Below are 19,824 nucleotides of genomic sequence, written 5' to 3'. Positions count from 1 at the left end.
CCGGCCTGCGGGGTCAGCGGGCGGCGGGCCGGGTGAGGCGGGCGCGCCAGTGCGGTGCGTGGTCGCAGGCGACGGACCGGTCGGCACCGGCCTGCTGCACGGCGGGGCGGCCGGTGCAGGCGGCGTCCGCGAACGGGCAGCGGTGCGCGAAGGCGCAGCCGGAGGCCGCCGGAGGCCGGGCCGCGGGGGTGCGCAGCAGCGCGAGGTCGGCCCGGTGGGCCCGGTCGAGGCTGGGCGCGGAGGCGGTGAGCAGCGCCGTGTACGGGTGGTGCGGGTCGGTCAGGACGGCCTCCGCGGGGCCGTGCTCGACGAGGCGGCCGCGGTAGAGGACGGCGATGCGGTCGGCGATGCCGGCGAGCGAGTCGAGGTCGTGGGAGATGACGACGACGGCGAGGCCGAGCTCCTGGCGGAGGGTGTCGAGCAGCCGCAGCACGTGGTTGCGGTTGGAGGCGTCCAGGGCGCTGACGGGTTCGTCGGCGATGAGCAGCCGGGGGCGGGTGACGATGGCCCGGGCGAGGGCGACGCGCTGGCGCTGGCCGCCGGAGAGCCGGCCGGGGGTGCGGTCGGCGAGCGCCCGGTCGAGGCCCACCCGGTCCAGCGCTTCGAGCACGCGGGGTTCGCGCTCCTCCCGCGGGGTCCGGGCGACGGCGAGGGGTTCGCCGACGAGTCGGCGCACGGTCAGGTCGGGGTCGAGGGAGCGCAGCGGGTCCTGGAACATGTACTGGACGGCGCCGCCGCGCCGCGCCAGGCGCAGGGCGCGGCCGCGCAGCGCGGTGCGGTCCTCGCCGTCGACGGTGACCCGGCCAGCGGTGACGGGGGCGAGGCCCACGACGGCCCGGGCGAGGGTGGTCTTGCCGGAGCCGGTCTCACCGATCACCCCGAGGATCTCGCCGGCCCGGGCGTCGAGGTCGATCCCGTCGAGGACGAGGGGCCCGCCGGGGTGGCGGACGTCGAGGCCGCGGATCCGCAGCAGCGGTGCGCCGGGCGCGACGGCCTGGGGGGCTGCGGCGCGGAGCTCGGTGGTGACGGTCATGCGGGCACCTCCGTACGGTCGGTGGATCGGGCTCCCTGCAGGGCGAGTTCGCCGGCGCGCAGGCAGCGCACGGCGCGGGTGCCGCCGGCGGTGCCGTGCGCGGCGGTGAGCGGCACCGGTGCCGCGGTGCACGCGTCGGTGGCGTACGTGCAGCGGTCGGCGAAGCGGCATCCGGCGCCCGCGGTGCCGGGCTCGGGCGGACGGCCGGGGATGACCGCGAGCTCGCGCCGGTGCCGGTCGCCGAGCGAGGCGACCCGCAGCAGCGCCTCGGTGTACGGGTGGGCCGGGGCGGCGATCACCTCGGCGGTGGGGCCGTCCTCGACGATCTCGCCGGCGTAGAGGACGAGGAGGCGGTCGGTCACCTCGGCGACGACGGCGAGGTCGTGGGTGACGAGCAGCAGGGCGAGGCCCCGGTCGCGGCGCAGCCGGTCGAGGAGGTCGAGCACCTCGGCCTGGACGACGGTGTCGAGGGCGGTGGTGGCCTCGTCGGCGACGAGGAGTTCGGGCTCGCCGGAGACCGCGATCGCGATGAGGACGCGCTGCAGCATGCCGCCGGACAGCTCGTGCGGGTAGCGGTCGTGGACGAGTTCGGGGTCGTGCAGGCCGACGGCGGCGAACAGCGCGACCGCACGGCGGCGGGCCTCGGCCCGGGAGAGGCCGAGCCGCAGCCGCAGCGGCTCGGCGAGCTGCCGGCCGACGGTGAGCGACGGGTTGAGGTAGGAGCCGGGGTCCTGGAAGACGGCGCCGAGCCGGTCGCCGCGGACGCGCTGCCAGCCGCGCTCGCCGAGCGTGGTGAGCTCGGTGTCGCCGAGGGTGATCCGGCCGGCCGAGACCGCGGTGCCGGGCGCCGGGAGACCGAGCACGGAACGGCAGGTCAGGGTCTTGCCGCTGCCGGACTCCCCGACGAGGCCGACGGCCTCGCCCGCGTGGACGGCGAAGGAGACGTCGCGGACGGCCTCGGTGCGGCCGTGGCCGACGGTGAGGTGGAGGCCCTCGACGGCGAGCACGGGCTGGTCAGGCGTGGGCATCGGCCTTCTCCTTCGCTGCGCCGGCGACGGCGGTGCCGGGGGCGGTGATGCCGGTGCCGGTGGCCGCGGCGCCGGTGGCCGCGGTGCCGGTGGCCGCGGTGTCGGTGGCCGCGGGGGCTCCGGCCGTGGCCGTGGCTGTGGCCGCGGCCGCGGTGCCGGGGTGCCGGACGTCGGCCGGGTCGGCGTCGCGGACGGCGTCGGCGAGCAGGTTGAGCGCACCGACGGTGATCATGATCAGTGCGGCGGGCAGGGCGGGCGCCCAGGGCTGCTGGGCGAGGAAGCCCAGGTCGCTGGCGAGCATGCCGCCCCAGGTCGGTGCGGGCGGCTGGACGCCGATGCCGAGGAAGGTCAGCGAGGCGACGGTGAGCAGCGCCGTGGCGAGGGCGTGGGCGGTGGTGACGGCGACGGTCGGCAGCACCTTGCGCCAGATGTGGGTGCGCAGGATGCGGGCCCGGGTGGCGCCCATCAGCTCCGCGGCCTCCACGTACTGGGCGCGGTCGAGGCCGAGTGCGGCGGCCCGGGTGACGCGGAAGAACAGCGGGGCGAGGAGCACGCCGAGCGCCAGCATCGCCTGGTGCAGGCCGTTGCCGAGGATGCCGACGGCGGCGATCGCGAACAGGGTGAACGGCAGCGTCATCAGGGCGTCGACGGCGCGCAGCGACACCCAGGTCAGCGCGGGCGCCAGGCGGACCGAGGCGATGCCGGGCACGACGCCCAGGAGCATCGCCGCACCGACCGCCTCGACCGCGGCGAGCACGGAGAGGCCGGTGCCGGAGAGCAGCCGGCTGAGAACGTCGCGGCCGAGGTAGTCGGTGCCGAGCAGGTGGCCGCCGCCCGGGCCCTGCAGCACGTGCGCGGTGTCCTGGGCGAGCGGGTCGTACGGGGCGATCACCCCGCCGAGGAAGGCGAGCAGGGCGATGAGGGCGAGCACCGCGAGGGCGACGCGGGCGACGGGCTGCCGGAGGACGGCACGGGTGGCGCTCACGGTCGTACCTCCGTCCGGGCGGCGGGGCGGCGGGCGGCGGGGTTGAGGGCGAACAGGCCGGCGTCGACGGCGAGGTTCGCGGCGAGCACGACGGCGACGGTGACGAGCAGGGTGCCCTGGATGACCGGCACGTCGTGCTGTTCCGCCGCCCGCAGGGAGAGCTGGGCGATGCCGGGCAGGTTGAAGATCCGCTCCGTGACGACGGCCCCGCCGATGAGCATCGGCACGCTCATGCCGAGCACGGTGACGGCCGGTCCGGCCGCGTTGCGCAGCACGTGACCGAAGAGCACGCGGCGCGGGGAGAGGCCGCGCATGACGGCGCCGGTGGCGTAGTTCTCGCGGAGGGCGCCGACGAGCGAGGTGCGCAGCTGCCGGGCGATGCCGGCGGCGGCGTCCAGGCTGAGGGCGAGCGCCGGCAGCAGGGCGAACTGCAGCCACTGGCCCGGGTTCTGGCCGAACGGCACGTACCCGCCGGAGGGCAGCAGGCCGAGCTGGACGGAGACCAGGGTGATCAGGCCGATGGCGATGACGAAGGCGGGCAGGGTGCCGAGCAGGGTGCAGACGGCGGTGACCGCCCGGTCGGTGCGGCCGCCGTTGCTGAGGGCGGCCGCGATGCCGGCCGCCGAGCCGAGCAGCACGGCGAACACCAGGGCCAGACCGGCGATGGAGAGGTCGACGGGCAGGGCGGCGGCGATGCTGTCGGAGACCGGCACGGTGGTGAACCAGGAGCGGCCGAGGTCGCCGCCGAGGGCGTGCGCCAGCCAGCTGCCGTACTGCGCGGCGAGGGACCGGTCGAGGCCGAACTCGTGGTCGAGGCGGGCGATGTCGGCGGGGGTGGCGGTCTCGCCGAGGACGGCGGCCGCCGGGTTGGCGTCGGAGACCGCGCCGAGGCCGAAGGTGAGCAGGGAGGAGAGCAGGAAGACGGTGGCGGTGCCGGCCAGCACCCGGCCGGCCGAACGGGGCGCCCGCGCGGCCCGCCGGGCGAGCCTCCCGGCCGCCGTCCACCGGGCGGCCGGGAGGGAGGCGACCGCGGTGCTCATGACGCGGTCACTCCTTCGAAGCGCTGCACGACGGTGAACTCGGGGATCTTCGAGATCGAGCGGCGGCGGGCGAGGAGCCGGGGCACGCTGTAGAGGAAGACGTTGGGCATGGTGCGCACGGCCAGTGCCGTGGCGGCCTGCAGCGTCTTCGGGTAGTCGGGCGAGTCGAGGGGGGTGCGGGAGACCTTCTCGACGGCGGCCTTCAGGTCGGGCGGGGTGGTGCGGCCGGGGTTCATCAGGCCCTGCTCGCCGAAGAGCACCTGGAAGGCCTGGGCGGCGGAGTCGCGGCCGGCGAACTGGTCGGTGAACAGCGCCTTGGAGTGCTGGATGTAGATGATCTGGGTGGCCTGTGCGGCCGGGACGACCTCGATGGTGGCGCGGATGCCGACGGCCTTGAGCTGGGCCTGGATCTGCTCGGGCAGGCCCTGTGCGGCGGAGGTCGTGATGGTGAGGTCGACCCCGTCGGCGTGCCCGGCGCGGGCGAGCAACTCCTTGGCCTTGGCGGGGTCGTACGCGAAGAGGTCCTCCGAGCCGGGGTCGTGGCCGACGTAACCCTTCGGGAAGGGCTGGTAGTTGACCTCGCCGTAGCCGAAGAGCTGGGTCTTGACGAGGGCTTCGCGGTCGATGGCGTACTTGACCGCGGCGACGACGTCGGGGTTGTCGAACGGCGCCTTGGCGGTGTTGACGTCGAGCACGGCGACCACCAGCGACGGGATGACCTGCACCTCCAGGCCGGCGGCCTTGGCGGCGGCGACCTGGCTGCCAGGGATCTGCGCGACGTCGAACTGCCCCGACTGCAGGCCGCCGACGACGGTGGCCGCGTCGGGCAGCGGGTACACCTCGAAGTTCTCGACCTTGATGGCGGCGGCGTCCCAGTAGACGGGGTTGCGGCGCAGCACGGCCTTGGTGTTGAGGGTGTACGAGGTGAGGGTGAAGGGTCCGGCGCCGGCAGGCTTGGTGGCGATGCCGGCGGCGTCGGCCTCGAAGGCCTTCGGGTTGACGACGAGTCCGGTCTTGCCCGCCAGGAGGTTGGGCAACTGGTAGTCGGGCTGGGTCAGTTGGAGTACGACGGTGGAGGCGTCCGGCGCGGTCACCTCCTTGACGTGCACGAGCTGCGGGGCGACCAGCGACTTGGCGGCGGTGCGGCCGCGGTCGAGGCTCTTCTTGACGGCGGTGGCGTCGAGCGGGGTGCCGTCGCTGAAGGTGAGGCCGGCGCGGAGCTTGAAGGTGACCGAGGTGCCGTCGGGGCTGTACGTCCAGCCGGTGGCGAGGGCGGGCACCGCGGTGCCCTTCTCGTCGAGCTTGGTGAGACCGGCGTAGACGAGCGACAGCACGTGGACGTCCCAGCCCGCCGACGAGAACACCGGATCCCACGAAGTGGGCAGCGCCCAGCCCCACTTGAGCGTTCCCGAGGTGCCTCCGGCGCCGGTGGAGACCGTCGTGGCACTGCCGCAGGCGGCGAGGGCGAGAGCGGCTCCGGCGCCCAGGCCGAGGCCGAGGAAGGAGCGTCTGGCGAGGGTCTGTGCGGTCTCGGGAAGTCGGTTCATGAGCGTGCGTCACCTTTCGCGGGCACACCGGGGAGGCCCGGGGCAGGCCTCCGGTCCGGGGCGCGGGGGGCCACGGGCAGGGGTCTGGGCGCGGGCGTCGGCGGGCACCGACGGTTCTGGGCCGAGTCTGGGGAGGCGGCGGCCGACGCAGGCCTGCTCGGAGCAGGGTGCGGTGCACGGCCGGGCCGGGAAATGACGGCCGACGGGCCCGGCGCTCACGAGGCGCGGCGAGGCAGGTCGGCGGGGGCGGCGGGTGGGGAGGCCGCCGGGGGGAGCAGGGCGCTCAGCGACAGAGGTCGCTGCTGGTGCGCCGGAAGTCCACGTAGCGGCACACCACGTTGGGGTGCGTGGAGAGCATGCGTTCATCCTGGCCAGTGCGGGGCCCGGCTGTCAATGGACACCAATTGGTGTCTCATTGGGCGGTACGGCCGCCCCGCACCGCCCCGATCCGCCGACTGCGAACGGTCCTTGCTGCTCAGCGGCGTACGGGCACGCGACGCCCCGCGGCCCGAGTACGCCGCGCGGAGCACCGGCGCCGCACGGCCGGGCCCGTACGGAGGGCCCGGCCGTACGGAGGGCCCGGCGCCGTACGGAGACCCGGCGCCGCGCGGACGGTCAGCCCCGTGCGGCCGGTCAACTCCGCACGGACGGTCAACTCCGCACGGACGGTCAGCTCCGCACCGGCGACGGGTCGCGGCCGGCGAGCAGCAGCGAACCGGCGGCCTCCCCCGGATGCAGGTACAGCGGGCCGTTGCCGGTGGACACCTCGACGGCGCCGCGCGGCGCCGCACCGCCGCTCCCGGGCAGGTCCTGCACCGTCAGGCTCCGGTACCGGTGCAGGAGTTCCTCGGCGGACGGCACGGACGGCTCCGGCCCGGGCGGCTCCGGCACGGTGGCACGCAGCCCCGGGCACACCGCCTCGGCCGCCGCCAGGTACGCCGGGAGCGGCCGCCACCCGGGCACCACCCGGCGGCCCGCGGGACCGTGGAACACCAGCGTCGGCAGGGCGTACCGGTGACCGTCCTCGGTCTCCTTCGCCGCCCCCGGGTGCGGGCCGTCCGCCCTCAGCCCGACGACCTCGGGCACCGGGCGCCGGGTCTCGGCGCGGTCCCGGGCGATCCGGGCACGGGCGGCCGGGCCGTCGGCGTCGGCGCACAGCCGGTCGAGGTCGAGCCCGGGTACGCCGTGCAGCGCGGCCCGCACCCGGGCGGGCGTGTCGGCGGGCTCCCCGAGCACGAACACCGTCTCGCGCAGCCGCCGCAGCACCCGCTCCGCGACCTGCTCCCCCTGGAGTTCGGCGGCGGCCGCGGCGAGCGAGGCCGGCGCGCTGCTCGCCGCCACCCAGCGCAGTTCCGCGGCACGCGGGGCACCGGTGTGCGCGGCGATGCCGGCGAGCCGGGCCGCGTACCAGGCCGTCTCGGCGGCGGGGTCGGGGGCCGGGTCGTCCTCGTCCTCGAAGAGGAGGCCGAAGACCCGGCGGTGCCGGGCGCGGCCCGCCAGCGCGCGGCGCAGCCTGCGCAGCGCGGGTTCGGAGCCCCAGGCCCACGGACAGAGCGGGTCGGTGTACTCGACGACCTCCAGGGCCTCGCCGGCGTCCGGCGCCGCGCCGGGCCCGCTCGAACCGGGCAGGCGGGCAGGTGCGGCGGGCCCCTCGTACGGCCCGCTCACACCGGCTCCCCCACCCGGGGGCGGCCCGCGGCCGGGCCGGTGGCGTGCACCAGTCCGGCGACCGTGGTGTAGGCGAGGATCGCCCGGGCGCGCTCCTCGACGGCGCGCCAGACGGCGGGCAGCGCGTCGGCGGGGCCCGGGTAGTCGAGGCCGCCGAGCGGCTCGCCCCTGAGGGTGATGACCTCGCCGTCCACGGCCTGCACCACGTCGAGCAGGGTGATCTCGTCGGCGGCGCGCCCGAGCCAGTAGCCGCCCTCGCAGCCGCGCTGGCTGCGCACCAGCCCGGCCCGGCGCAGGTCGCCGACGACGGACTTCAGGAACCGGAACGGGATGCCCTGGGAGGAGGCGATGGCCTCGCAGGTGAGCGGACGCGCCGTGTCGCAGGCGAGTTCCACCAGCGCGCGGGCGGCGTAGTCCGCCTTCGCGGAAATATGCATGTGCACGAGTATCCACTGCGCGGCGCCGTCTTCAAGCCCCTTCCCGGCACGGCGGGTTGGCGCGCCGACCAAAAGGACACCTCTTGACATCCTTTCGGTCGCCCGCCTAGCGTCCACCGTACGTCGGCCGCCGCGCCCGACCGGCGGCCGCGGCACGACCACGGCCCCGGGGCGCCCTGCGGCGCGCGCCCGTACACCCTCCGCCAGCCTCGCCCCCGCACCGGGAGACAGCCATGTCCACAGCCTCCAGCCACCCCGCACCGGCCGACAGCCCGGCGGGCGCGGCCTGCACCGAGGCCGGCACCGGCTTCCACCCGCACCTGCCCGGCGACGGCGCCGCGGCGGCCGGCGGTCTGCGCGCCCGGCTGCACCACATCCGCGCGGACGCGCTGGACGGCGGCACCGCACAGACCGGCGGCATGCGGCGGTTCGCCGCGATCAGCGGCCGCACGGTCGGCTCGGAGAAGCTCTGGATGGGCCAGACCCACGTCGCCCCCGCCACCGCCTCCTCCGACCACCACCACGGCGAGTCCGAGACGGCGATCCACGTGGTCAGCGGGCGCCCGGAGTTCGTCTTCGTCGACGACTCCTCCGGCGAGCCGGTCGAGGTGCGGCTGCGCACCGGCCCGGGCGACTACATCTTCGTGCCGCCCTTCGTGCCGCACCGCGAGGAGAACCCCGACCCCACCGAGGAGGCCGTGGTGGTGATCGCCCGCAGCACGCAGGAGGCGATCGTGGTCAACCTGCCTGGGCTGTACCCGCCCGCGACAGGCTGACCCCATCCTCGTCCCGTACCCGTCACCGCCCCCGTCCTCCGCACGGCGCCGCCGGTCCGGGGTGGCGCACCACCCCGGACCGGCGGACCCGCAGCCCCGCAGTCCCGCAGTCCCGCGGCACAGTCAGGCGAAGCGCCAGAGGTGGTCGCGGGTGCCGTTGTCGTCCCACTGCACGATCTGGGCGCCCTGCGCGGTGGACGCTCCGGTGACGCCGAGCACCTTGCCGCTGTTGAGGTTCTCGATCCGGAAGTACCCGTCGGCGCCGTAGCGCAGCCGCCACAGGTGGTCGCGGGTGCCGTTGTCGTCCCACTGCAGCACGCGCGCCCCGGCGGTGGTCGACGCCCCCTCGACCCCGAGCACCTTGGCGCTGTTGAGGTTGCGCAGCCTGAACGCGCCGTCGGCGTCGCGCACGGCCTCCCAGAGGTGGTCGGCGGTGCCGTTGTCGCCCCACTGCACGGCGAGGCCGCCGGCCGTCGTCGACATGCCGGAAACCCCCAGCATCAGGCCGCTGTTGAGGTTCTGGATGCGCCGCTGCCCGTTCGGCACGAACCACCAGTCGTGTCCGGCGGTGCCGTCGTCGGTGTCCTGCACCACCTTGGCGCCGGCCGCCGTCGAGGCCCCGAGCACGGCCAGCACCTTGCCGCTGCTGCCGTTGCGGAGGCGGTGGCAGCCGCTGCCCGCGTCGACCGGGGTCCACAGGTGGTCGGCGGTGCCGGTGTCGCCCCACTGGAGGGCGTCGGCGTCGTCGGCGGCCGACATGTCGCGGATGCCGAGCACCTTGCCGCTGTTGCCGTTGCGCAGCTTGAGGGCCGTGCCGGAGACGACGAGCTGCCAGTCGTGGTCGGCGGTGCCGCTGTCGTTCCACTGCAGGGCCTGGCCGCCGTCGGCGGTCGACATGTCCTTGATGCCGAGCACCAGGCCGCTGGTGGCGTTGACGAGCCGGAAGCTCGACGTGCCGGCACGGCCGTCGGCGTTCCAGTAGACGCTGTAGTTCTGGTGGTGGTTGTCGTAGAACGGGACGAGGCCGACCGACGCGCCGTCGGCCGTCGCGGTGAACGTCAGCGGCGTGCCGGTCGCCTTGACCGAGCCCGAGGTGAGCACCGGCAGCCGTCCCGCGAGGTTGGTCGTGCCGTACGCGCCGCTCAGCACGACGGGCCCGTAGGTGACGGCCTGCACGTACGGGTCGTCGTTGGCCGCGCGCACGCCCAGGCTCATCGGCAGCCGCACGGTGACGGTGTCGCCGGAGGCCCAGGTGCGGGTGACGGCGGCGTAACTCCCGGGTGTGGTGGCGATGTTCTGCACGGTGCCGTTCACGCTGACGGTGGCGCCGGTGGTCCAGCCGGGGATGCGGATCCGCATCGTCCAGCTGCCGGGGGTGCCGGTGACGGTGAGCGTGCTGGTGTCCGACGCGGGGAACGTCGTGGCCTGGGTGACGGTGACGCCGCGTGCCGCCCAGGTGAGCGTGGAGGCGATGAAGAGGTTGACGTGGAGCGAGGAGTCGTCGGAGAAGTAGATCGAGTCCATCAGCTTGGTCTGGGTCTCCAGACCGGTGCCCTGGCAGCAGGTGAAGGTGTCGTAGTCGCGGCTGTAGAACCGCTGCCCGCCCGGCACGGTGGGGGTGAAGTAGCAGACGTGGCCGTGCGCGTCGGCCGGGTCCTGCTGGCCGAGCAGCTGGTTCATCAGCGCGTTCTCGTAGTAGTCGGCGTACGCCACCCGGCCGGGGTCGAGCGCGAAGAGCTCACGGGTGAGCTTGAGCATGTTGTAGGTGTTGCAGCTCTCGCACGTGTTGTCGGTCAGGAACCGGGCGACGGCGTTCGGCGGCTGGAAGAACTCACCGACGCTGTTGCCGCCGAAGGCGTACGTGTGCGCGCCGGTGACGATGTCCCAGAAGTTGACGGCGATGTCGCGGTAGCGGGTGGTGCCGGTGGCCTTGTACTCGCGCGCGGCGCCGACGATCTTCGGGATCTGGGTGTTGGCGTGCAGGCCGGAGAGTTCGTCGGCGCGGGCCGCCAGCGGGTCGATCACCGCGGCGTGGTCGAAGCGCTGCGCGACGGCGAGCCACCGGGCGTCGCCGGTGTACTGGTACAGGTCCGTGAGCACGGCGTTCATGCCGCCGAACTCGGTGCGCATGGTGGTCTGCATCTGCGCGTAGGTCAGCCGGCCGGTGCGGAAGTCGACCCACCCGGCCAGCCGGAGCAGCACGTCGCGGGCCTGGGTGCTGCCGGTCAGCCGCCACACGTCGAGCAGGCCGGCCAGCGTCTTGTGGATGCAGTAGTACGGCACGCCCTTGCGGGTGCCGGTCTCCACGGTGTCGAAGTCGGACTCCGGAAAGCCCGACAGGTAGCCGGAGTTGAACCCGGCCGACGCGGCCTGACACTTCGCCAGTTCGGCCACCATGTAGGTGGCCTTGTCGCGGAAGGCGGTGTCCCCGGTGACGGCGTACGCCTGCGCGAGCCCGCTGAGGAAGTGGCCCTGGCTGTGGGTGCGGAACTCGAAGGTGGGGGCCTCCCAGCCGTAGCACTGCTCCGCGCCCAGGGTGGAGAGCCGGTGGTTGAGGCGGAAGTTGTAGAGCAGCCGGTCCGCGTCGATGAACCGCAGGTAGGCGAGGGTGCGGTTCATGTTGTCGCGCCAGCGTCCGGCGCCCAGCTGGACCTGGCCCAGCTCGAACGGCCGGACGACGGCGCCGATGTCGGTGCGGACCTGGGGGAGGACGGTGACGGCGGCCGCGGCAGCAGGTGCGGCAACTGCGGCGGGTGCGGCGGCGGCGGCGGCGGCCGTGAACGGGGTGGCGCCGGTCAGGGCGGTGCCCCCGGCTGCGGCGAGGAAGAGCCTGCGGTTGATCTCGGACATGGTGCCGGGACATCCCTTCGACGGGGGAACCTGGCGAAGCGCGGTGTCAGGGGTGGGTGCGCGATCGCGGTCCGGGGATGGTGGAGCCGGTGCCCGCGCGACGCGCCGCGTCGGGGCGGCGCCGGGGTCATCGGCGCTCTGGATTGTTAGCGCTCACAGATTGGGTGTCAAGACATCCGGCAGAGCCAGGCCCACTCCCGACTCGGCTTGCGGAGAGAACCACCGGTGAATGCAGGCCCCACCGTCCACCCGGCCGCAGCGAGACGGGAGCTGCCAAGCAGGGCCACCCCTGCCCGGCCCGCGGGTACGCCCAAACCCCTTTTCCACGAAGCGCCTTGGCGCGACCTGGGCTTCCGGCGCGGCACGGAAGCCCAGCCGTGCACGCATATTGACATGTCATTTGTGAGCGCTAACACTCAACTCCGGTGCAGACCGCCCACTCCGGCGCCTCCCCCATCCACCCACCGACCCCGGATCGAGGCACCATGGCGCACGGCAGGCGACTGCTCTCCGGCATCCTCGGAGCGGCCCTCACCTTCGGCACCACCCTGATCGTCACGTTCGGATCGCCCGGCACCGCGTCCGCCGCCACCGCCACCCTCGCGGTCGACGCCGGCCACACCACGGCCGCCGTCAACCCCACCCAGTTCGGCCACATCGTCGAAGACATCAACCACTCCGTCGAGGGCGGCCTGAACGCCAACACCGTGCGCAACAGCACCATGAAGGAGGGCACCGCGAGCCCGCCCTCCTCCTGGTCACTGGTCACCACCGGCGGCAGCGGGGCCGTCTCCGCCGACACGGCCGTCCCGCTCAACACCGCCAACCCCCGCTCGCTGCGGCTCGACATCGGCACCAACGGCGCGGGCCAGCGGGTCGGTGCCGCCAACGCCGGGTTCTACGGCATCGGCGTGCGGCCCTCCACCAATTACCCGGTGGCGTTCTGGGCGCGCGCCACGGCCGGTTTCACCGGCCCGCTGACCGTCACCCTGGAGAGCACCGCGGGCGCCGTCCACGCGAGCGCCACCGTGACCGGGCTGACCACCGGCTGGAAGAAGTTCACCACCACGCTCACCACCTCCGCCTCCGCGCCCGTCTCGACCGCGAACCGCTTCGTGATCTCCGCCGACGGCACCGGCGCCGGCCGGTCCGTCTGGCTCAACTCCGTGCAGTGCCTGGGCCCGACGTTCGCGCCGGCCGGCGGCATCCGCAAGGACCTCGAACAGCTGCTTGCCGACACGAAACCCGGCTTCTTCCGGGTGCCCGGCGGCAACTACCTGGAGGGCGGTGTGCTCGTGCCGCATCAGGCAACGTTCGCCCTGTGCGCCACGCAAACCAGATGACTTGAGCCTGCAGCAACTGCAGAATGCCGACTGTGACTGAGTCGTTGCTGTCTATAAGAGGGACCGGAGCATCGTGACTGCTGGTGACGCACCTTCGGCCCGGCCAACCGTTGCCTGCGCTCAGTGCGGGGAGCTGTACCAACAGGCGGGGCGAGGCAATGGCGACTGGTTCCACTTCATGGTGGTCGAGACGCACCGTCGGCCGGACGGTCAGATCCAGATCACCGGCCATTGGCGTGCGGGTGATTGGATGGACGGGATGTCGCTCGTGCTGCGGACACGTGATGGTCGCCGTGTGGCTATCACGGGGGCGGAGATGGAGCCGCCGCTCAACAGTGCGTGCGAGGCTCGCGGACAACGGCGACTGGTCATCCCCGAGCTCGGCCCGCTGCAGTCGAGCGGTTGTATCCACGCCGCGAGATAAGTTCCGAGGGCGGGCCGCATCCGCAAGCCCGATGCTACGGCGATGTGACGCCGTCCCGTCTCCGCTCAGGCGTCATGCTGGTCGGGTGGCTGAGCGTGTGCGGGTCCGCGGGATCGATGACGACGAGGGACGGCGGCTGCTGCGGATCGTACGCCGGGGCGCCGGGTCGGTGGTGACCTGGAGGCGAGCCCAGATGGTGTTGCTGTCCGCTCAGGGCATGCCGGTGGCGAAGATCGCCGAGGTGACGTTCACCAGTCCTGACCGGGTCCGGGACGTGGTCCACAACTTCAACGCCGACGGCTTCGCCTCGCTTTACCCGAAGTACAAGGGCGGACGGCCGAGGACGTTCACGCTGCCCGAGCGCCGGGAGATCAAGAAGATCGCCAAGTCCAGGCCGGTCGAGCACGGCCTGCCGTTCTCGACCTGGAGCCTGGTCAAACTGGCCGACTTCCTGGTCGCCGAGGGGGTGGTCGACGACATCAGCCACGAGGGCCTTCGGGCCCTGCTCCACCAGGAAGGCGTGTCCTTTCAACGGGTGAAGACCTGGAAGACCTCGAAGGATCCCGACTACGCGGTCAAGAAGGCCCGCGTCGAACACCTCTACGCCATCGCCGACGGCGAGGTCCTGCCCGAGCCGGGCGAGCCCGAGGTGGTGTTCTGCCTGGACGAGTTCGGGCCGCTCAATCTCCAACCCCACCCCGGCCGGCAGTGGGCCGAACGCGGCGGCAAGCACAAGGACCCCGACCGCGAACCACGTCCGCGACGCCGCGCGACCTACACCCGCCCACACGGGGTTCGCCACCTGTTCGCCGCCTGTTCGCCGCCTACGACCTGGGTAGGGACCAGCTCTACGGTCACATCAAGAAGACGAAGAACCGCTCGAAGTTCCTGGAGTTCTGCCGCTACCTGCGCTCCCTCCATCCGGCCGACACGCGCATCGCGATCATCTGTGACAACTACTCACCACACCTGACGACCAAGCGGTGCCGGCGGGTCGGGACCTGGGCCGCGGCGAACAACGTGGAGATCGCCTACACCCCCACCAACAGTTCCTGGCTCAACCGGATCGAAGCTCAGTTCACCGCCCTGCGCTACTTCGCCCTCGACGGCACCGACCACCCCAGCCACAAGGCCCAGGGCAGCACGATCCGCCGCTACATCATCTGGCGGAACAAGCACGCAGCCGACAAGCGACTCAAAGCAGTGGTGAGCCGGGCCAACGCAGCCTGACCTGCTATGAAGACAACGGTCGTCACCAAAGCTTCAGGAAGCTGCGGACATCGTCATAGCCGTCGACGGCCCTGCCGTCCACGTCCGTCGCGTCGGCCTCAGCCCGCGCCGCCAGCGACCGCGCCACCGCGAGGGCTTCATCGCTGAGCCGCCCGAAGCGTCGAGCGGTATGCCCCAGGCACAAGCCGGCCAGTCCGAGCAACGGACTGCCTGGCACGGCCCGCGTCCCGACCAGCACGCACCAGTGTTCGACGAACTCCGCGTCGTCGTCATTCAACGCGGTTCCGACCAGCACTTTCGCCGCCTCGCTCTCCGCCGAGCGGTCACGCAGAGCCCGCTCCAGCGTCTTGACCACCACCTCGTGAGGCAGCGCAGGAGGGTTCTCGAAGCTCAAGTGAGAATGCACCCCGCGAGACTACGCGGATCCCGTCCAACAGCCACTTGCCGCCGCCCCGTCCGGCAAGACGGGGCGAACGTTGCCTGATGCGGCACTCGCCAACCGGTTCGCGTGGAAGCAGACCGTGGGCGCCGTCGAGACCCGGCCCGGCCACCAGAACGACGCCTGGGGCTACTGGTCCACCGATCAGTTCGGCCTGCTGGAGTACCTGCGGATGGCCGAACAGGCCGGCGCCGAGCCGATGCTGGCGGTCTTCGCGGGCTACACGCTCAACGGCAGCGTCGTCCCGCAGGCCGACCTGGCACCGTACGTCCAGGAGGCGCTCGACGAGATCCAGTACGTCATCGGCGACACCAGCACCCCCTGGGGTGCGAAGCGCGCCGCGGACGGCCACCCGGCACCGTTCCCGCTGACGTACGTCGAGATCGGGAACGAGGACTGGTTCGACGGCAGCGGCAGCTACAACGCCTACCGCTACCCGGCGTTCCACGACGCCGTCAAGGCCGCCTACCCGCAGCTGCAGCTCGTCGCCAGCAGCGCCGTCACCTCGCGCCCCATGGACGTCCTCGACGACCACTACTACAACAGCGACCCGGCCGCCTTCGCCGCCCTGGCCACCCGGTACGACGACGCCGACCGCAACGGTCCGAAGATCCTCGTCGGCGAGTACGGCGTCACCAACGGCACGAGCGCCAACCCCACGGGCACGCTCTCCGGCGCGCTCGCCGAGGCCGCCTTCCTCACCGGCACCGTGCGCAACGCCGACGTCGTCATGGGCTCCGCCTACGCGCCCGCCCTCACCTCGGTCGACAACTGGCAGTGGTCGTCCAACCTGATCGGGTTCAACGCGGTCTTCTCGTACGGATCCCCGTCGTACCACGTGCTGAAGATGTTCGGGCAGTCGACCGGCGACCACGTCGTGCCCTCCACCCTGACCGGCGCGGCCGCGGGCATCCGCCAGGTCGCCACCCGCACCGCCGGCGGCACCGTGTACGTCACCGTCGTCAACCCGACGGCCTCGGCCGTGCAGACCGCCGTCACGGTGACCGGCGCGCAGAGCGTGGCCGGAACGGCCGCCACCACGACACTCACCGGCGACCCGGCCGCCCGGAACTCCATCGGCGCACCGAACACCGTCGCCCCCACCACGGGATCCACCGCCGCCGGGGCGAACTTCACCTACACCTTCCCCGCCAACTCCCTGGTGGTGCTGGCCCTCTCCACCACCGGCACGGCCACCCCGCTCCTCGCGACGGGCAGCGGCATCTCCCTGCGGGCCACCACCCCGGGCTTCACCGACCGCTCCGTGCGCGTGCTGAACGGCCTCGGCACCACCGCGGCCGTCGGCACCGGGTCGGCGGCCGCCGACAAGCGCGACGCATCCTTCACCCTGCGCCCCGGCCTCGCCGACCCGGCCTGCTACTCCTTCGAGTCGCGCACCACCCCGGGCCGCTACCTGCGGCACTACGACTACCGGGTGCGGTCCGACGCCTCCGACGGCAGCGCGCTGTTCGCCGCCGACGCCACCTTCTGCGCCGAGAACGGCCGCACCGGCCAGGGCGTCGCCCTCCGCTCCTACAACTTCCCCACCCGCTACCTCCGGCACTACGACAACGAGTTGTGGATCGCCTCCGACGGCGGCACGCTGCCCTCGGACGCCTCCGCCGACTGGGCCGCCGACACCACCTGGCGGGCCTCCACCCCCTGGTGGCGCAGCGGGGCCGACGTGGCCACCGGCCACCACTCCCTGCAGGCCACGACCGCCGGCTACACCGACCGCTACGCGCGCCACCTGAACGACCTGGGCGTGCTCGCGGCGGTCACCGCGGGGTCCGCGGCGGCGGACCGGCAGAGCGCCACCTTCGACCTCGTCCCCGGCCTGGCCGACAACTCCTGCTACTCCTTCGCGTCACGGGAGGCCCCCGGCCAGTACCTCCGGCACGCGGGCTTCCGGATCCACCGCGACGCGAACGACGGCGGCGCGCTGTTCGCCGCCGACGCCACCTTCTGCGCCCAGCCCGGCCACACGGGCTCCGGCGTGTCGTGGCAGTCGTACAACTTCCCCGGCTCCTACCTGCGGCACTACAACACCGAGTTGTGGATCGCCTCCGACGGCGGCGCACTGCCCTCGGACGCCTCCGCCAACTGGGCCGCCGACACCACCTGGCTGACCGCGGCCCCCTGGGCTCCCTGACCGCGCCCCGTACCGCGCCGGGCGGGGCTGCCCCCCGCCCGGCGCACCCGGGCCGCTCCTGTCCCGTGCCCGGAGCGACCCGAACTCCCCTGCCGTACCGGCCTTCTGGGCGACCGCCCGGAAGGCCGGTACGCTGCCGTGGACGGCCTGTGCCGTCGCCGACGCGGGGGGTCGCACATGTCGAACACGGTTCTCCTCCTCCTCTCCCTCGGCCCGCTCGCCCTGATCCTGGCGCTGATCGCCGTGCAGCGGGCGAACGCGGTCGACGAGGCCTACACCGGAGAGGTCACCGACCGGTGGGTGGCCAGTTCGTCCGGCACCTACGGCACGACGACCCGCAGCATGGTGCGGATACGCACAGACGCGGGCCGGGAGCTCGCCGTGGCGGTGGACGCCCGGACGTACAAGGCGCTCGGCGTCGGCGACCGGGTGGTCAAGACGCCGGGTACGCGCTGGCCGGTGCGGTCGGAATGACGGCGTCCCCCGACGGCTCCGCCCGGCCCGGGGAGGCCGGGGGCTCCACCACGAGGAGCGCCGGGCCCTCCGTGACAGGGGCGTCCGGGGTGTCCGGGATATCCGGGACCTCCGGAGTGTCCGCCCGTCCGTGGCGGCCCGGCGTCGTACCGAAGGCGAGCCGGAACGCCTCGATGAAGCTGCTGGGCGTCGCGTAGCCGCAGGCCGCGGCCGTCGCGGTGACCGTGCGGCCGGTCGCGAGCAGGGTCAGCGCGTGCTGCAGGCGCAGCTGGGCCCGCCACTGCGGGAAGCTCATGCCGGTCTCCCGCCGGAAGAGGCGGCTGAGCGTGCGCTCGGAGGCCCCGACGGCCGTGCCCAGCTCGGCCAGCGTCCGCGGATCGCCCGGGTCGGTGCCGAGCAGGGCGGCGACGTCGCGCAGCCGGGGGTCCTGCGGGGTGGGCAGCCGCCGGTCGAAGGAGGGTGCCTCGGCGAGTTCGTCGAGCGCGACCAGCTCCAGGCGCTCGCGGCGGCCGCCGGTCGGTGCGTGCGGCCCGCTGAGCACGCCGATCACCTCGCGCAGCAGCGGGCTCACGGCCAGCACGGTGGGGGCGTCGAGGGCGAGCGGGTTGACGTCGGCGGCGAAGGTGAGGCAGCGCAGCTCGCTGGGCCCGTGCGCCCGGTGCGCGTGCGGCACACCGGCCGGGATCCACACCGCACGGTGGCCCGGCACCGCCCACGAGCCGCGTGCGGTGGAGACCTGGAGCACGCCGCGGGCGGGGCAGATCAGCTGGTTGACGCTGTGGAAGTGCCAGTCGATGCGTTCGCGGTCGGCCAGCGGCACCCGGCCGGGGCCCTGCGGATCACGGCGGGTTGTCGACACAAGATGTCAGAGTACCGAAAGCCCGCGCCCGGTCGCGGGCGCCAGGCTGGTCGCCGTCAGCGGACACCACGGACGGCAGGGGCACGGCGCATGGCCGGCACACGGCACCAGCAGCAACAGAAACAGCAGCAGCACCGACGCGAGGAGCACGGCGCGGGCGCGGCGCCACCGGCGGCGACGACAGCGACGGCCGGACAGGAGGCCCCGCAGGGGGTGTGGCAGCGGATGCGGCTGTGGGGCCTCGCGCACGCCGTCGACGACCTCTACCAGGGGCTGGTGCCCGCGGTCGTGCCGTACTTCGTGCTCGACCGCGGTTACGGCTACGTCGCCGCCGGAGGCCTCACCCTGGCCGCCACGCTGGGCAGCTCGGTGCCGCAGCCGGCGATCGGGATGGCGGTCGACCGGATGCGGCTCGGCCGGCTGCCCGCCGCCGGGATCGCCCTCGCCGGGATCGGCCTGGGCCTGTCGGGCCTGGCGCAGTCGTACGCCGCCGTGTGGGCGCTGGTGCTGCTGTCCGGGCTGGGCGTGGCGATGTTCCATCCGTCCGCGGGCAAGGCCGCCCGGGAGGCCGCCGGGGACAGCACCGCCGCGATGAGCGTCTTCGCGGCGGGCGGCAGTGTCGGCTTCTTCCTGGCCCCGGTGCTCGCCACCCCCGCCCTGGCGGCGTGGGGCGTGCGGTCGACCCTCCTCTTCATGCCGCCCGCCCTCCTGATGGCGTACGTGCTGCTGCGCGGCCGCCACCGGCAGCGCGCCCTCGCCGCGGCACGGGCGGCACAGGTGCGGGACGGCTCCGACCGGTGGCCGCCGTTCCTGGTGCTCACGGCGGTGGAGGTGGTGCGATCGGTGGTCTTCTTCGGTGTCAGCACCTTCGTCGAGCTGTACTGGCTGCGCGACCTGCACGCCTCGCACGCCCTGGCGGGCACCGCGCTGGCGTGCTTCCTCGGCGGCGGTGTCGCCGGGACGCTCGGCGGCGGGCGGCTGGCCGACCGGATCGGCATGGTGCGCACGGTGCAGCTGGGCACCGCACTGGCCGTGCCCGCGCTCGTGGGCCTCTGCCTGGCACCGGGCCGGCTGGTGCCGCTGCTCTTCGCGGTGCTGACCGGCGCCGCGCTGAACCTGCCGTTCGCGGTGCTGGTGAAGCTCGGGCAGGACTACCTGCCCACCCGGCCCGGGACGGCGGCCGGCGTCACGCTGGGCCTGGCCGTCAGCGCCGGCGGGCTGGTGGCCCCGCTGCTGGGCCTGGTCGCGGACGCGCACGGGCCGCGGGGCGTGCTCGCGGTGCTGTGCGGGGTGCCGGTGGCCGGGCTGCTCCTGGGTGCGTTCCTCGTGGAACCGGGGCAGGAGGCGGGTCCGCGGCCGCCGGTGTGACGGGGGCCATGTGGGGGGTGGTGGTGCGGGTGTGGTTGGTGGGCGGGGGGTGGGGTGGTGGTGACGGTCTGTCGACGGTGTGGGCGGGGTCACGGGGGTTTTTCGGTGACGGGGGCCACATCGGGTGCGGGTGGGTGGTGGTGGGTGGCTCAACGGTGGGGTCCGGTGGTG

15 protein-coding genes and 1 pseudogene are annotated in these 19,824 nt (G+C 73.8%); 6 read left to right on the top strand and 10 right to left on the bottom strand.

Annotated features, from left to right (window positions below; translation table 11 throughout):
- Positions 1 to 13: 13 nt before the first annotated feature.
- The 7 genes from SNE206_RS36095 to SNE206_RS36065 form a co-directional block, all read right to left on the bottom strand.
- Positions 14 to 1,033, bottom strand: a complete 1,020-nt coding sequence (locus tag SNE206_RS36095; RefSeq protein WP_407917806.1) for an ABC transporter ATP-binding protein — start codon at positions 1,031 to 1,033, stop codon at positions 14 to 16.
- Positions 1,030 to 2,061 carry an ABC transporter ATP-binding protein gene (locus tag SNE206_RS36090; protein WP_407917805.1) on the bottom strand — a complete coding sequence of 344 codons (1,032 nt, stop codon included), beginning with the start codon at positions 2,059 to 2,061 and terminating at the stop codon, positions 1,030 to 1,032. Before SNE206_RS36090 ends, SNE206_RS36095 begins: the two co-directional genes overlap by 4 nt.
- Complete coding sequence (locus SNE206_RS36085) at positions 2,048 to 3,046, bottom strand: ABC transporter permease (protein WP_407917804.1); 999 nt, start codon at positions 3,044 to 3,046, stop codon at positions 2,048 to 2,050. Before SNE206_RS36085 ends, SNE206_RS36090 begins: the two co-directional genes overlap by 14 nt.
- Positions 3,043 to 4,086 carry an ABC transporter permease gene (locus SNE206_RS36080; protein WP_407917803.1) on the bottom strand — a complete coding sequence of 348 codons (1,044 nt, stop codon included), beginning with the start codon at positions 4,084 to 4,086 and terminating at the stop codon, positions 3,043 to 3,045. Before SNE206_RS36080 ends, SNE206_RS36085 begins: the two co-directional genes overlap by 4 nt.
- A complete protein-coding gene (locus SNE206_RS36075) occupies positions 4,083 to 5,633 on the bottom strand; it encodes an ABC transporter substrate-binding protein (RefSeq protein WP_407917802.1) in 1,551 nt (516 codons plus the stop codon). Before SNE206_RS36075 ends, SNE206_RS36080 begins: the two co-directional genes overlap by 4 nt.
- A gap of 669 nt (positions 5,634 to 6,302) precedes the next feature.
- Complete coding sequence (locus SNE206_RS36070; RefSeq protein ID WP_407917826.1) at positions 6,303 to 7,262, bottom strand: DsbA family protein; 960 nt, start codon at positions 7,260 to 7,262, stop codon at positions 6,303 to 6,305.
- Positions 7,263 to 7,297: 35 nt separating this feature from the next.
- The gene (locus tag SNE206_RS36065; protein ID WP_407917801.1) at positions 7,298 to 7,738 is read right to left on the bottom strand and encodes an RrF2 family transcriptional regulator; all 441 of its coding nucleotides are present in this window, start codon (positions 7,736 to 7,738) and stop codon (positions 7,298 to 7,300) included.
- 233 nt (positions 7,739 to 7,971) lie between these two features.
- On the opposite strand from SNE206_RS36065, the gene SNE206_RS36060 reads away from it, so the two are divergent.
- Positions 7,972 to 8,514 (top strand): cupin domain-containing protein, encoded by a 543-nt coding sequence (locus SNE206_RS36060; RefSeq protein ID WP_407917800.1) that lies wholly within the window; start codon positions 7,972 to 7,974, stop codon positions 8,512 to 8,514.
- Positions 8,515 to 8,637: 123 nt separating this feature from the next.
- On the opposite strand, the gene SNE206_RS36055 is transcribed toward SNE206_RS36060, so the two are convergent.
- Positions 8,638 to 11,364 (bottom strand): beta-L-arabinofuranosidase domain-containing protein, encoded by a 2,727-nt coding sequence (locus SNE206_RS36055; protein WP_407917799.1) that lies wholly within the window; start codon positions 11,362 to 11,364, stop codon positions 8,638 to 8,640.
- 485 nt (positions 11,365 to 11,849) lie between these two features.
- Between SNE206_RS36055 and SNE206_RS36050 the strand changes: the two genes are divergently transcribed.
- Positions 11,850 to 12,707 (top strand): hypothetical protein, encoded by an 858-nt coding sequence (locus tag SNE206_RS36050; RefSeq protein ID WP_407917798.1) that lies wholly within the window; start codon positions 11,850 to 11,852, stop codon positions 12,705 to 12,707.
- 509 nt (positions 12,708 to 13,216) lie between these two features.
- Positions 13,217 to 14,361 (top strand): annotated as a pseudogene (locus SNE206_RS36045) (IS630 family transposase).
- Positions 14,362 to 14,383: 22 nt separating this feature from the next.
- On the opposite strand, the gene SNE206_RS36040 reads toward SNE206_RS36045, so the two are convergent.
- Positions 14,384 to 14,755, bottom strand: coding sequence for a hypothetical protein (locus tag SNE206_RS36040; RefSeq protein WP_407917797.1), 372 nt, complete (start codon positions 14,753 to 14,755; stop codon positions 14,384 to 14,386).
- An 82-nt stretch (positions 14,756 to 14,837) separates the two neighbouring features.
- On the opposite strand from SNE206_RS36040, the gene SNE206_RS36035 reads away from it, so the two are divergent.
- Together SNE206_RS36035 and SNE206_RS36030 are read left to right on the top strand one after the other, a co-directional pair.
- Positions 14,838 to 16,952: an AbfB domain-containing protein gene (locus SNE206_RS36035; RefSeq protein ID WP_407917796.1), complete on the top strand. Its 2,115-nt coding sequence runs from the start codon at positions 14,838 to 14,840 to the stop codon at positions 16,950 to 16,952.
- Positions 16,953 to 17,129: 177 nt separating this feature from the next.
- Positions 17,130 to 17,426: a hypothetical protein gene (locus tag SNE206_RS36030; protein ID WP_407917795.1), complete on the top strand. Its 297-nt coding sequence runs from the start codon at positions 17,130 to 17,132 to the stop codon at positions 17,424 to 17,426.
- On the opposite strand, the gene SNE206_RS36025 is transcribed toward SNE206_RS36030, so the two are convergent.
- Positions 17,386 to 18,285, bottom strand: coding sequence for an AraC family transcriptional regulator (locus SNE206_RS36025; protein WP_407917794.1), 900 nt, complete (start codon positions 18,283 to 18,285; stop codon positions 17,386 to 17,388). The genes SNE206_RS36030 and SNE206_RS36025 overlap by 41 nt on opposite strands.
- Positions 18,286 to 18,510: 225 nt before the next feature.
- Between SNE206_RS36025 and SNE206_RS36020 the strand changes: the two genes are divergently transcribed.
- Complete coding sequence (locus SNE206_RS36020) at positions 18,511 to 19,653, top strand: MFS transporter (RefSeq protein ID WP_407917825.1); 1,143 nt, start codon at positions 18,511 to 18,513, stop codon at positions 19,651 to 19,653.
- Positions 19,654 to 19,824 lie beyond the last annotated feature (171 nt).

It is taken from the genome of Kitasatospora sp. NE20-6 (assembly GCF_045862635.1).
The sequence above is the reverse complement of the archived record's forward strand: the minus strand, read 5'-3'. Positions and strand labels throughout refer to the sequence as shown.

What these genes read in the sequence shown, in the direction of transcription:
- SNE206_RS36095 (WP_407917806.1), bottom strand. Translation starts at nt 1,033, where the DNA reads ATGACCGTCACCACCGAGCTCCGCGCCGCAGCCCCCCAGGCCGTCGCG.
- SNE206_RS36090 (WP_407917805.1), bottom strand. Translation starts at nt 2,061, where the DNA reads ATGCCCACGCCTGACCAGCCCGTGCTCGCCGTCGAGGGCCTCCACCTC.
- SNE206_RS36080 (WP_407917803.1), bottom strand. Translation starts at nt 4,086, where the DNA reads ATGAGCACCGCGGTCGCCTCCCTCCCGGCCGCCCGGTGGACGGCGGCC.
- SNE206_RS36075 (WP_407917802.1), bottom strand. Translation starts at nt 5,633, where the DNA reads ATGAACCGACTTCCCGAGACCGCACAGACCCTCGCCAGACGCTCCTTC.
- SNE206_RS36065 (WP_407917801.1), bottom strand. Translation starts at nt 7,738, where the DNA reads ATGCATATTTCCGCGAAGGCGGACTACGCCGCCCGCGCGCTGGTGGAA.
- SNE206_RS36060 (WP_407917800.1), top strand. Translation starts at nt 7,972, where the DNA reads ATGTCCACAGCCTCCAGCCACCCCGCACCGGCCGACAGCCCGGCGGGC.
- SNE206_RS36055 (WP_407917799.1), bottom strand. Translation starts at nt 11,364, where the DNA reads ATGTCCGAGATCAACCGCAGGCTCTTCCTCGCCGCAGCCGGGGGCACC.
- SNE206_RS36050 (WP_407917798.1), top strand. Translation starts at nt 11,850, where the DNA reads ATGGCGCACGGCAGGCGACTGCTCTCCGGCATCCTCGGAGCGGCCCTC.
- SNE206_RS36030 (WP_407917795.1), top strand. Translation starts at nt 17,130, where the DNA reads ATGTCGAACACGGTTCTCCTCCTCCTCTCCCTCGGCCCGCTCGCCCTG.
- SNE206_RS36020 (WP_407917825.1), top strand. Translation starts at nt 18,511, where the DNA reads ATGCGGCTGTGGGGCCTCGCGCACGCCGTCGACGACCTCTACCAGGGG.